This is a genomic window from Colwellia sp. Bg11-12 (assembly GCF_014076955.1).
In the GTDB taxonomy this organism is placed as follows: Bacteria; Pseudomonadota; Gammaproteobacteria; order Enterobacterales; family Alteromonadaceae; genus Colwellia_A.
Genome location: NZ_JACGUZ010000050.1, coordinates 16,477 through 29,422 on the forward strand (window position 1 = coordinate 16,477; position 12,946 = coordinate 29,422).

Here is a 12,946-nt window from a genome sequence, read left to right on the forward strand (position 1 = left end):
GATAGCCAATTGATAATATATTTAGTTTATATTGTTTAATTCATGCGTCGCGAGTTACTTCAACGAAAGTGCTATTTCATATAACGCATTTTTCTTCACGCCATAAATTTCAGCGGTAATGGCACAGGCTTTCTTAGGTTTCATTTCTTCCAACAATAACTTCAATGTGTCAATGGCCTTTGCCGGAATTGCGTTTGCGTCTATTTTATTACCTTCGATAATTAAAACCATTTCACCTTTTAGCTGATTTGGATCTTCTTTTAACCACGCTAATAAGTTACTCGCTGTATCTGAGTGAATGGTCTCAAACGTTTTAGTTAACTCACGAGAAATAACCACATGGCGTTCACCCCCTAACACTTTTACAATGTCTTCAACGGTATCAATCGCTCGACGTGGTGCATCATAAAACACCATAGTGCGTGGTTCTTCTAATAAGTTCGCTAACGTTGCTTGTCTAGCGCCGGACTTTGAAGGAAGAAAACCTTCAAATGAAAAGCGGTCTGTGGGTAAACCCGCCACAGATAAAGCAGCAATTGCTGCACAAGCGCCAGGTATAGGTGAAACGGGTAAATTAAGTTGTCGGCAATGACGCACCAAGTGAAAACCAGGATCACTGATCAATGGCGTGCCCGCATCTGAAACCAGTGCAATGCTTTTCCCTTCTTGTAAAAGTGTTGCAACATAATCTTGGCGTTGACGTTCATTATGGTCATGCAATGATAGTGTTTTATTTTTTATAGAATACGTCGATAATAATCTTTGAGTATGGCGAGTATCTTCACAGGCAATAATATCCACATGCGTTAACACATCAAGTGCGCGTTGACTGATGTCGGTTAAATTCCCGATCGGTGTGGCGACAATGTAAAGCGTGCCTGATTCTACAAATACTGACGACATAATGAATACTTAAGTTGAGACTGATGAAGATGAAGTTTATTATAAAGCTAACTAATAAAGTACGGATTTATCGCTGGTGAGCCAAACTAATTTTTTGTTTTCAAATAAAAGCACTTTTTATCGCATAACTTCTCTTTGTTTTGTGGTTTTACTAACCGCTACATTAACGACGAGTTGTAGTACATCGAAAAAAGTAACAAACAAACAAGTAACAGATGCTCCATTTAAAAAATCTCTGGAAACTTCTGCTGATAAAATAACAGCACAACAACTCCTGTTGTTTGCACAAACACAAGATTCAGATCAAGCGATCGCTACGCTAACCCAAGCAAGTGAAAAGCTTATAACTGAAAACAGTTTTGAACAAGCGTTATGGTTATCACAGCAACTTGCTCAATTAACACAAAGCGAAGCACTTAAATATCGCTTAGCGTTAGTCAGTGCAAATGGTTTCCTTGAAATAAGCGAAGTGGCATTAGCTTTTAAGCAGCTAGAAATTGCTGAACAACTTTCAGCTGACAATGGCATTAGGCATCACGAAGACTACTACAACTTGTTTGCAAAGGTTCAAAAAAGTCGAGCCCTAGAAATTAGCTCGCTCAATGCGAAGCTGCATTGGTTTGCTATTAGCCCTAGCACCAATACCGATGATATTCATGCGCTATGGCAAGCATTAAGTTTACTGTCTACTTGGCAACTCGACCAATTAGCGGACTTAAACCCACCTCACATTAAAGGTTGGCAGCAACTGTTAACTTATGCACATAAATTTGGTGGTGACATTGACCGTTTTGATCGTTACTTAACTCAGTGGCAACGAGATTTTTCAGCCCATCCCGCGCAAGCCATCATCGAAAGCTTAAGAGCAGGCGAATTAGCCACTAAGCGAGTTATTCAAAATATCGCGATTATTTTACCTCTGTCAGGTAAACAAGCAGTTGCGGGAAAAGCAGCCCAACAAGGTATTTTAGCGGCTTATAATAATATACCTCATAAAAACTTAAGCTTTATTGATGCTGACACGCTTGATTGGGCGCTCTTAAATGAACAGCTCATCACCTTAGATAGCCATTTTGTTATCGGTCCATTGCTTAAAGACAATGTTGACAAGTATCTCGCTCAGCATGAAATATTAATCCCCAGTTTATTACTAAACACCCCTGAAAATGTCTTACTTAATACCGAACAATTTATACTATCAATGCGCCCAGAAGACGAAGCTTTTCAAGCAGCAACCACACTAAGTCGTAAAAATTATCGTGCGCCGGTGGTACTAAGTCATCGAGATACGGCAAGTCAGAGAATTGCTCAAGCATTTACCCAGCAGTGGCAACTTCTCAATGGTTATTTACCTGAAGTGGTTTATTTCGAAAAAGGTAAAAAAATGCAAGAGCAATTAAAGGCAAGTTTAGAAGTTGATCTAAGCCAAGCTCGCATTAAAGATTTGAAAATTAGGTTAAAACAAAGCATAGATACAGAATCAAGAAACCGTAGAGATATAGATATGTTTTACTTAGTAGGGTCTCCTGCACAAACTAAATTACTGAAACCCTATATTGATGTAAATACTAGCCCCTTTGCTAAAATCATCCCTGTGTATGCAAGCTCTCGAAGCCATAGTAGTAAACAGGACTCAAGTCAGCATAACGACCTTCGCAACCTTATGTTTACTGAAATGCCTTGGCTTTTAAGTAGCCAGCAACAAAATGCTCAGCTAGCTCAGTTAAGTAAAACCCTTTGGCCAAGTCGTAGTGACTCGTTACAACGAATATTTGCCATGGGTTACGACAGCTTATATTTAGTTGATAAACTACCATTAATGAAACAAAGACCTTATATTCGTCATTACGGTCAAACAGGTATCTTAAAATTAAATAGTAATAATACACTGACTCGAAGTTTATTATGGGGTATTTATCAAAATGGTGAGGTCTCTGAAATTTCCATGGACTAAAAAGGTTACCACGCGAGAAACAGGTGATATAACTGAAAAGGTTGCCGCTAAATATCTTGTGGAACAAGGATTGATTATCCAAGAAAAAAACTTCTATAGCCGCATGGGTGAAATTGATATAATCATGAAAGACGGCAACACTTTTGTCTTTATAGAAGTTAAATATCGCGCTTCAGCACTGTTTGGTGGAGCGATTTCAGCTATTTCGGACCAAAAACAGCAAAAAATTAGAAAAACAGCCGCATTTTATCTGCAACAATGTGGCTTAAACGAATATAATACTTCTTGTCGATTTGATGTTATTGCTTTACAAGGTAATATAAACAATCTCGATATTACCTGGCTAAAAAATGCCTTTTAGAGACAATAAACGGAGCGAGTTTCATTTATGTTAGAACGGATCAAAAGTAACTTTACCGAAAGTATCCAAACCAAAATTTCCGCCAGCGAGTTATTAGCTGGTCCTATTGAGCATGCAGGTATGATAATGGTGCAAAGCTTATTAGCGGGTAATAAAATACTAGCTTGTGGTAACGGTGGCTCAGCGGGTGATGCACAACACTTTTCAGCCGAGTTATTAAACCGTTATGAAACTGAGCGTCCACCATTGCCAGCAATAGCTTTAACAACGGATACCTCTACCATTACTTCAATTGGTAATGATTATTCCTTTGATGAGATATTTTCTAAACAAGTGAGAGCACTTGGTAATAATGGCGATGTTCTTCTAGCAATTTCAACCAGTGGTAATTCTCGTAATGTGGTAAAAGCCATTGAAGCAGCAGTATCACGCGACATCCCAATTATTGCACTTACCGGTGGAGATGGTGGAGATATCGCGGGTTTACTCGGTGATAACGATGTTGAAATACGCGTACCATCATCTCGTACTGCACGAATTCAAGAAGTTCATTTAGTAGTGATACACTGTTTGTGCGACATTATTGATACCACCTTATTTCCTCAAGATGTGAATTAATATGGCTGCTAAAAAATTATTTATAACGCTTAGTGCTGTTTTATTTTTACAAGGATGTGTTGCCGCAGCTGTTGTTACTATTATTGGTGGTGCATCTGCCGCTACTGATGAACGCAGCATTGGCACACAGCTCGATGACCAAAAAATTGAATTTGAAGCGTATGCCAAGCTTTCAAAGCATGAAGCACTTGATGATAATACTAACTTACAAGTGATCAGTGTTAACCGAAGTGTACTTGTTATAGGACAAGCGCCAAATACTTATTTACGTGATTTAGCAATAAAGTCGATTAATGAAGTTAAGCAAATTATCCAGCTGCATAATCAAATTCGTATCAGTAACACCACATCGGTCACCACTAAAAGCAACGATGTTTGGTTAACGTCAAAAGTCAAAACCGCACTGTTTGGCAGCGATAATATTGATGCAACTAATATTAAGGTTGTTACTGAAAATGGCGAGGTTTTTTTGATGGGTTTAATCAGCGAAGCACACGCAGATGAAGCAGTAAATATTGCGCGTAATGTCAGTGGTGTAAACCGCGTTTTCAAAATATTTGAGTATATTTAACCTTCAAATATTTTAAATATGAACATAAAAAAAGCTTCACAAGTAAATACTCGTGAAGCTTTTTTATAAGCAATAATTTATAGATAGAGTTACTTAATCACTTTTAAGCTAGGCTTACCTTTCGCTTTTGGTGATTTCGCTTCTGAATTAGTTTTGTCAGTACTGGTGTTATCTGAGGATACACTTGATAGCCCTACAGGTTTTACAGGCGTTATATCTTCGCTCAGTTCAGGTTCAGGGTGCTCAATAGCTAGCGATGTACCTGCTCCATTCTCTTTTGCGTAAATAGCAGCAATCGCGCCGTAAGGCACAACAATGTGCTCAAGCTTGCCACCAAAACGTGCACTAACTTCTATAGCATGATCCCCAAGAGAAATAGACCCCACGGCTGACATTGAAACGTTCAGCACAATTTGCCCATCAGTGACATAAGCCATTGGCACCAACACACCGTAAACACTTACATCTACTGCAATGTACGGCGTAAGTTGATTATCAGAGATCCACTGATAAAAAGCCCTAACAATATAAGGCTTATTAGAAGTCATTTCTGGAGATGCCAAGGCTAAAACATACCTAAACGAATTTCACGTTCATCTTCAGTTAATGATGCTTGAAATGATTCGCGTTCGAATAACTTCAACATGTAACCTTTAAATTCTTTAGATCCTTCACCATCAAGCTCAATACCTAAAGCAGGTAAACGCCATAATAATGGAGCTAAATAACAATCAACTAAACTGAACTCTTCACTCATAAAATACGGTGCTTCATTTAGAATGGGTGCAACACTTAATAAGCTTTCTTTAAGTTCTTGACGAGCTTTGCTTGCAGCTTCTGCTGGGCCACTCATAATTATTTTTGCTAGACTATACCAATCTTGTTCAACACGATGCATCATCAAACGGCTACGACCACGTGATACCGGGTAAACTGGCATTAATGGCGGATGAGGGAAACGCTCATCTAAATATTCAATAATAATTGATGCTTCGTATAATGCTAACTCACGATCAATTAACGTTGGTACTGTGCCATATGGATTTAAGTCGAGTAAATCTTCTGGTAAGTTAGCCAAATCAACTAAATGAATATCAACGCCAACGCCTTTTTCAGCGAGTACGATGCGTGTTTGATGACTATACATATCATCAGCATGAGAATATAAATTCATCACTGAACGCTTGTTTGCTGCTACGGCCATAATGCCTCCAAAAATCTGTAATAAAAAACTAACAAAGGGGGCCAAAGCCCCCCGTAAATAAAACGCTGTACATTAACAATAATTGTTAGTGTACATCCTTCCAATATTCAACTTTAAGTAAGTAAGCAAAAATAAGGAAAATAAATAAGAAGCCTATTACCCAATATCCCATCGCTTCACGTTTAAGCTTGCTTGGCTCACCGGTGTACTCTAAGAAGTTGGCTAAATCACGAACAAAAGCATCGTATTCTTCAACGGTCATAGAACCACCCGTAGCTTCACTGAGTTTACCATGTTCGTCCATCGTACGAACACCTTGTAAACCCTGTAAAACATGAGGCATACCCGCATTTTTTAATACGGTATTATTAACGCCAAATGGACGTTCAGGATCAACGTAAAAAGAGCGCAAGTAAGTATAAATATAATCAGGCCCTGGTTTTAAACGCGCCATTAACGTTAAATCAGGTGGTGTATTACCAAACCATTTAGCCGCATCTTTTGCTGGCATAGTATTAGTAATATGATCACCCAATTTTTCACCAGTATACATGTAATTAGCAATACCATCTGCTTCACTAATACCTAAATCATCAAAAGTACGATTGTATCTTTGGTACTGTAACTGGTGACAACCTAAACAATAATTGATGTAAGATTGAAAACCACGTTTAAGTGACTCTTTATCACTTAAATCATTACCCGCTTTGTCTAAATGAACACCACTGCTAGCAGCAAGGGTTAACATTGGCACAAGCGCAAAAATCCCGAAAGTAAAAGCTCTAATAAATTTATTCATTATCCTGATACCCTCTCTGGAACTGGCTTAGTTTTTTCGTTCTTGCTGTATACCCATAAGGCAATAAAGAATCCAAAATAACCAAACGTAGCAATAGTACCAATTAAGTTATTAATGGGTGTTGATGGCAACGTACCTAAAATACCTAAGGCAATAAAACAAACAACAAATTGTATTAAATTAACGGTATGAGCAGTACAACGGAACTTAATAGATTTAACTGTGCCGCGATCAAACCAAGGCAATAAGAATAAAACTATAATTGCAGAGAACATGCCAACAGCGCCTAATAGCTTATCAGGGATAACACGTAAAATGGTATAGAAAGGACCAAAGTACCAAACAGGAGCAATATGCTCTGGTGTTTTCAAGCCGTTTGCAGGTTCAAAGTTTGGCGCTTCCATAAAGTAGCCACCGCCTTCTGGTGCAAAAAACATTACCCAACAGAAAATGATTAAGAAAATAACAATCGCTACTAGATCTTTTACGGTGTAATAGGGATGGAACGGTATTGCATCTACAATGTCGTATTTTTTAGTATATTGCTCATGGAAAGTAAATTTACTTTGCTCTTCTAATGGCACACTGCCTTTAGGTTTTTTAATATCGGTGCCTTCAGGGTTGTTCGAACCCACTTCATGAAGTGCAAGAATATGTAAGAAAACTAATACAACTAAAACCAGTGGCATTGCAATAACATGTAAGGCAAAGAAACGGTTTAAGGTAGCGCCTGATATAACGTAATCACCACGTATCCAAAGTGTTAAGTCATCACCTATAATTGGAATAGCGCCAAACAGTGAAATAATAACCTGCGCGCCCCAATAAGACATATTACCCCAAGGTAATAAGTAACCCATAAAAGCTTCAGCCATAAGCACTAAAAAGATCAACATACCGAAGATCCAAAGTAACTCACGAGGCTTTTGATATGAACCGTACATCATGCCACGGAACATATGCATATAAACAACAACAAAGAACGCTGACGCCCCTGTAGAGTGCATATAACGAAGTAACCAGCCATAATCAACATCACGCATGATATATTCTACAGAAGCGAACGCACCTTCGCCTGATGGCTCATAGCTCATTGTTAACCAAACACCCGTTAACAATTGGTTGACGAGTACGACACTCGCTAAAACACCAAAGACATACCAAAAGTTAAAGTTTTTAGGTGCAGGGTATTGTCCAGCGTGCTTGTTTACTGCGTCAGTTAACGGTAAACGCTTATCAATCCAGGCCATAAAATTTGCAAACATTATGCTTCTCCTGCGCTAACACCAATTAACAAAGTGTCTGCTGTTGGGAATGAATGTTCAGGAACCACCAAATTTGTTGGTGCAGGAACGCTTTGAAAAACACGACCAGCCATGTCAAATTTCGAACCGTGACAAGGACAAAAGAAACCGTCTTTAACTCCCTCAACAAACTCTTCAAAATCACCTTTATGGTGAGTAGGCGCACAACCTAGGTGAGTACAAACACCTAAAGCCACCATGAATTCGGGTTTAATTGAACGATATGCATTCGTTGCATAAGTAGGTTGTTGAGGCTCTTCTGAACCTGGGTCTTTCAATTGACCGTCATGCGCCGCTAAAGTTGATAATATTTCTTCAGTTCTACGGACCACATAAACAGGTTTTCCTCGCCATTCAGCGCGGATTAATTGACCTGGTTCTATTTTACTCACATTGACTTCAACCGGAGCACCAGCAGCTTTCGCTCTAGCACTAGGGTTCCAAGAACCAATGAAAGGCACAGCCAAACCGACAACACCAACACCACCTACTACCGAAGTAGCAGCAGTTAAAAAGCGTCGACGGCCGTTATTCACGGGCGCATTGCTCATTCAAAATCTCCAAATAACATTGTTTCAAACAAATTCGAATAATTATTCTCACAGCTACAGTGAGCTGCGAGAGGAAATAATTTCCAATTGTTTGCCCAAACTTGCGACAAAAATTTTTCTGATAATAAAGAAATACGCACTTTTTTACAAGTAAAAATAAGCGAAACATCAGTTATATATCTTTATATCACTGACTTTACCACATTAGACACTCCGCTAAATACGAAAGATTATTATTTAAAAATCGCGGATAAAAAAATAGTTTCTCATTAGCTATTTTATCGAAAAGACTAATTGTAATATTTTGGGAGGTATTTCTGAATTGTAGATATAAAAAAACCGACATGAAGTCGGTTTTTTGAAAACGTATAAGGTAAATATTAACGTTTTGAAAATTGTGGCTTTTTACGAGCCTTGTGTAAACCAACTTTCTTACGTTCAACTTTACGAGCATCACGAGTTACGAAACCAGCTACACGTAGAGAACCACGTAAAGTTTCATCGAACTCCATTAATGCACGAGTAATACCGTGACGAATTGCGCCAGCTTGACCAGAAATACCACCACCGACAACAGTGATGTTAAAGTCAAACTTTTCTACCATTTCAACTAATTCTAATGGTTGACGAACAACCATACGAGCCGTTTCACGACCAAAGTATACAGAAATGTCACGCTTGTTAATTGTAATTGCACCGTTACCAGCTTTCATGAACACACGAGCAGTTGAGCTCTTGCGACGACCAGTACCGTAATATTGATTATCAGCCATTGCTTAAAGCTCCAAAAGTTGTGGTTGTTGTGCAGTATGCTTATGTTCAGTGCCCGCGTAAACTTTAAGCTTACGGAACATTTCACGACCTAAAGGACCTTTAGGTAACATACCTTTAACAGCAAATTCTAAAACACGCTCTGGAGCTTTTACAATTAACTTTTCAAAGCTAATTTGCTTAAGACCGCCTGGGAATTCTGTATGCGAGTAGTAAATTTTACCCTTCGCTTTATTACCAGTTACTTTCACTTTCTCAGCATTGATAACAACGATGTAATCGCCAGTATCTACGTGAGGAGTATATTCTGCTTTATGCTTTCCGCGTAAACGGCTTGCAATTTCAGTAGCGATACGACCTAAAGTTTTATTTTCGGCGTCCACTAAGAACCATTCGCGTTGTACGCTTTCTGGTTTTGCTACAAAAGTTTTCATTAAAAAACCCAATATTTATTATGTTACTTTAAATGATGAATGTTAAGAATTAACACCACCGGTTAAAAAGACCACGCTCTACCCCTTCGAGTATCGAGTCCATCGCCACTACTTTTCACAAAAGTCAAAAACAGTAGGCATTTGTAACGCAGGGAGCGCGGATTATACAGAAGTTATCCTATAAGATCACGTATAAATCACAATCAATTGCACTTTATTTACACTTTTATCCGTTAAATAATAAATCCTAGGATAAATATTTTAAAATTGAACTTACGGTAAATGCTTACTTGCTAAATAATCATGGGACTGCATTTCTTGTAAACGACTTAAACAACGCTTAAATTCAAAGACTAGACCGCCGTGACTGTATAAATTTTCCATATCGACTTCTGCAGAAATTATTAATTTCACATTGCGCTCATAAAATTCATCAACCAGCGCAATAAAACGACGTGCCGCGTCTTCGCGTTCAACACTCATCTGCTTTACGTTGGCTAATAGTACCGTGTGATATAAACGACTTAATTCCATATAATCAGTTTGGCTACGTGCTGACTCACACAATACTGAAAAATCAAAATGCACAATACCGTCAGATTCTTCAATCGCAAGAAGTGGACGGCCGTTTATTGCTATATCAACGTTTTTACTTCCTGGTGTCACAGAAAGTTTTATAAAGTATTCAGCTAAATTCTCACTGGCTTGTGCATCAAGTGGGGAGTGAAAAATTTCAGCTTGCTCTAAAGTACGTAAACGATAATCAATTCCGCTATCAACATTAACCACATCACAGTGCTGATTAATAAGATTAATCGCGGGTAAAAATCGCTCACGTTGTAAACCATTACGGTAAAGATCATTAGGAATAATATTCGACGTTGCAACGAGTGTAACGTTATGAGCAAACAGCTCTTCAAATAAAGATCCGAGGATCATTGCGTCGGTGATATCAGAAACAAAAAATTCATCAAAACAAATGATGCAGGTTTCGTCAGCAAAACGTTTCGCTATTATTTTTAAGGGGTCAGCTTGTCCTGTTAAAGTTTTTAATTCTTGATGAACCCGATGCATAAAGCGGTGAAAGTGAACACGCATTTTATTTTCAAAAGGCAGACAATCATAGAATGTATCAACCAAGTAAGTTTTTCCGCGACCAACGCCCCCCCAAAAATAAAGTCCCTGAATGGTTTTAGTTTCCGATTGAGAAACAATCCGCTTCCAGCGATTGAGTACTTTTTTAAATCCTTTAACAGGTAAAGGTTTATTTTGAAGATCTTCGTACAAACGCTGTAAATTTTTTACTGCATTTTCTTGCGCCTCGTCATATAAAAAATCATCACGGGTTAAATCTTGATTATACTTATCTAAAGGTGAAAGCTTGATCATTTCTTGGCCACTTATATTTTGTTACACAGAGTCTTTGAAGGACTAATGGAATATTTTCTTGAAATTAACAAATTCGCAATCATATTCATTAGGTAAGCGCGAACAGAAGCGCTATTATACAAAATAAGTTCATATATTTTTACTAATTTTTACGAATATAACGAGGGTTTCACACTATGGATATAGTTTTAGCAATTTTTCTTTTAATCGTTGGTACGGCAATGGGTTTTGTTGCTAGTCGCTTTTTATCTGCCTCAGTCAAAGACAATCAGAAACTCAGTGAACGTGTCAGTAATAGTGAAGCCGCTTTAGCACAATATAAACTAGACGTTGCCGAACATTTAGATGATTCGACAAAACTATTAGATAAAATGAATAGCACCTGTCAAACAGCAATGAAACAAATGGAAAAAAGTACGCAACTGCTAAAACAAGCAACACCTTTAGAAGTTGACGGCATGCCATTTTTCTCAAAAGAAACCCAAGAGCAACTTGCTCAAACAGTATCGCTGCGCCATAGCAAAGCCGAGCGTAAAAATGAAGAATCAGGTACTGAGCCCCCACGTGACTATTCAGATCAAGCCAGTGGTCTTTTTGCTGACAAGAAACAAAGTGTTACAAATGTAGGGTAAGGCTATCTTGAACTAACATAAACAGCTTAGGTCTTCAGTTAGGTATATAAATTACATTAAATCATTATATTTATAGAAAGGTTGTCTCATTTATGAAAAAACTGTCTGTTTTAGCAACAAGTATTTTATTATCGGGCTCTATTGCCGTTGCCAGTTTGCCCGTCCACGCAAATTTACCTTTTTCCGTTAGTGGTCAACAAATGCCAAGTTTAGCGCCCATGCTAGAAAAGGTAACACCAGGTGTCGTGTTAATTTCTGTTACAGGTACCCATGTAGAAAAATCAAAAGTACCAGAAGCCTTTAAATTTTTCTTTGGTAACCCCAATCAAAATGAAAACCAATCAAGAAAGCGAGAATTTCGAGGTTTGGGATCAGGTGTCATTATCGATGCTGAACAAGGTTACATTGTTACTAACAGTCATGTAATTAATGAAGCTGACGAAATTCAAATAACCTTAAAAGATGGTCGTCAAATTACAGCGAAAAAAATTGGCTCTGATGCCAGTAGTGATATCGCTTTACTGCAAATAGAAGCCAAAGACTTAGTAGAAGTAAATCTCGCCGACTCAGATAATATACGTGTTGGAGATTTTGCTGTCGCTATTGGTAGCCCTTTTGGTTTAGGTCAAACCGTAACCTCAGGTATTATAAGTGCCTTAGGACGTAGCGGATTAAACGCGCAAAATTATGAAGACTTCATTCAAACTGATGCGGCTATTAATAGTGGTAATTCAGGTGGGGCATTAATTAACTTACAAGGAAAACTTGTCGGTATTAATACGGCTATATTAGGTCCAAATGGTGGAAATGTTGGTATTGGCTTTGCTATACCGAGCAATATGGTCGACAACATCGTTAAACAGCTCATTGAATTTGGTGAAGTACGCCGCGGAGTATTAGGTGTATTAGGACGCAGTGTTAATGGTGAAATCGCTGAAGCTTTAGAGCTTGAATCAAGCCAAGGTGGTTTTATTGAGCAAGTAGAAGCTGATTCAGCAGCAGACGAAGCCGGTATTGAGTCTGGTGATGTTATTACTAAAGTTAATGGGAAAATGGTGAAGACCTTTGCGGCAATACGAGGAAAAATAGGCTCGATTGGCGCAGGTAAGAGTGTCGAATTAACCGTGATTAAAAAAGACGGCTCTGAAAAAACCTATAACGTTACCCTTAAAAAGCAAGAAACAGCCAAAGTCGAAGCAGCAAGCATTCACAAGATGTTAGATGGCGCTGAGCTTGAAAATAGCGCAAATGGTCAAGGTATTGATATAAAATCAGTAGCAGAAGAAAGTCCAGCAGCTTTCATTGGCCTTCAAAAAGGTGATATTATCAGTGGAATAAACCGCACACGTATAAAATCTATAGGTGAATTACGTAGTTACTTAAATGATAATAAAGGTGTTTTTGCAATAAATATTATCAGAGGTAATAGCACATTATTTTTAATGATCCGCTAAC

15 protein-coding genes are annotated in these 12,946 nt (G+C 38.2%); 6 read left to right on the forward strand and 9 right to left on the reverse strand.

Translation table 11 applies throughout. The features are described 5' to 3' along the window. Positions 1-54: 54 nt before the first annotated feature. A complete protein-coding gene (gene rsmI / locus H4J39_RS01955) occupies positions 55-903 on the reverse strand; it encodes a 16S rRNA (cytidine(1402)-2'-O)-methyltransferase (RefSeq protein ID WP_182225752.1) in 849 nt (282 codons plus the stop codon). Positions 904-979: 76 nt separating this feature from the next. Between rsmI and H4J39_RS01960 the strand changes: the two genes are divergently transcribed. Genes H4J39_RS01960 through dolP form a run of 4 tightly spaced genes read left to right on the forward strand, consistent with a single transcriptional unit; the run spans position 980 to position 4,407 of the window. Continuing rightward, on the forward strand, positions 980-2,857 hold the full coding sequence (locus H4J39_RS01960) for a penicillin-binding protein activator (RefSeq protein WP_182225753.1): 1,878 nt from the start codon (positions 980-982) through the stop codon (positions 2,855-2,857). After that, on the forward strand, positions 2,826-3,218 hold the full coding sequence (locus H4J39_RS01965; RefSeq protein WP_182225754.1) for a YraN family protein: 393 nt from the start codon (positions 2,826-2,828) through the stop codon (positions 3,216-3,218). The genes H4J39_RS01960 and H4J39_RS01965 overlap by 32 nt, the downstream gene beginning before the upstream one ends. Positions 3,219-3,245: 27 nt before the next feature. Then, positions 3,246-3,836, forward strand: a complete 591-nt coding sequence (locus tag H4J39_RS01970) for a phosphoheptose isomerase (protein ID WP_182225755.1) — start codon at positions 3,246-3,248, stop codon at positions 3,834-3,836. 1 nt (position 3,837) lies between these two features. Further along, entirely contained in the window at positions 3,838-4,407 is a 570-nt protein-coding gene (gene dolP, locus H4J39_RS01975; RefSeq protein ID WP_182225756.1) for a division/outer membrane stress-associated lipid-binding lipoprotein, read from the forward strand. An 89-nt stretch (positions 4,408-4,496) separates the two neighbouring features. Here dolP and H4J39_RS01980 read toward each other — a convergent pair whose 3' ends face one another. The 8 genes from H4J39_RS01980 to zapE all read right to left on the reverse strand — a co-directional run bounded on the left by H4J39_RS01980 (position 4,497) and on the right by zapE (position 10,859). Further along, positions 4,497-4,955, reverse strand: a complete 459-nt coding sequence (locus H4J39_RS01980; protein WP_182225757.1) for a ClpXP protease specificity-enhancing factor — start codon at positions 4,953-4,955, stop codon at positions 4,497-4,499. 17 nt (positions 4,956-4,972) lie between these two features. Beyond that, positions 4,973-5,611 (reverse strand): stringent starvation protein SspA, encoded by a 639-nt coding sequence (gene sspA, locus H4J39_RS01985; RefSeq protein ID WP_182179224.1) that lies wholly within the window; start codon positions 5,609-5,611, stop codon positions 4,973-4,975. Between the two features lie 85 nt (positions 5,612-5,696). Then, on the reverse strand, positions 5,697-6,410 hold the full coding sequence (locus tag H4J39_RS01990) for a cytochrome c1 (RefSeq protein ID WP_182225758.1): 714 nt from the start codon (positions 6,408-6,410) through the stop codon (positions 5,697-5,699). Continuing rightward, the gene (locus H4J39_RS01995) at positions 6,410-7,675 is read right to left on the reverse strand and encodes a cytochrome bc complex cytochrome b subunit (RefSeq protein WP_182225759.1); all 1,266 of its coding nucleotides are present in this window, start codon (positions 7,673-7,675) and stop codon (positions 6,410-6,412) included. The genes H4J39_RS01990 and H4J39_RS01995 overlap by 1 nt, the downstream gene beginning before the upstream one ends. Further along, positions 7,675-8,265 (reverse strand): ubiquinol-cytochrome c reductase iron-sulfur subunit, encoded by a 591-nt coding sequence (gene petA / locus H4J39_RS02000; protein WP_182225760.1) that lies wholly within the window; start codon positions 8,263-8,265, stop codon positions 7,675-7,677. Before petA ends, H4J39_RS01995 begins: the two co-directional genes overlap by 1 nt. Positions 8,266-8,645: 380 nt before the next feature. Continuing rightward, positions 8,646-9,038 carry a 30S ribosomal protein S9 gene (gene rpsI / locus H4J39_RS02005; protein WP_182225761.1) on the reverse strand — a complete coding sequence of 131 codons (393 nt, stop codon included), beginning with the start codon at positions 9,036-9,038 and terminating at the stop codon, positions 8,646-8,648. Between the two features lie 3 nt (positions 9,039-9,041). Beyond that, a complete protein-coding gene (gene rplM, locus H4J39_RS02010; protein ID WP_182179214.1) occupies positions 9,042-9,470 on the reverse strand; it encodes a 50S ribosomal protein L13 in 429 nt (142 codons plus the stop codon). Between the two features lie 273 nt (positions 9,471-9,743). After that, entirely contained in the window at positions 9,744-10,859 is a 1,116-nt protein-coding gene (zapE, locus tag H4J39_RS02015; protein WP_182225762.1) for a cell division protein ZapE, read from the reverse strand. A 176-nt stretch (positions 10,860-11,035) separates the two neighbouring features. Here zapE and H4J39_RS02020 point away from each other — a divergent pair, with 176 nt between their 5' ends. Both H4J39_RS02020 and H4J39_RS02025 read left to right on the forward strand, forming a co-directional pair. Then, complete coding sequence (locus H4J39_RS02020) at positions 11,036-11,491, forward strand: YhcB family protein (protein ID WP_182225763.1); 456 nt, start codon at positions 11,036-11,038, stop codon at positions 11,489-11,491. Between the two features lie 92 nt (positions 11,492-11,583). Then, the gene (locus H4J39_RS02025) at positions 11,584-12,945 is read left to right on the forward strand and encodes a Do family serine endopeptidase (protein ID WP_182225764.1); all 1,362 of its coding nucleotides are present in this window, start codon (positions 11,584-11,586) and stop codon (positions 12,943-12,945) included. Position 12,946: the final 1 nt, after the last annotated feature.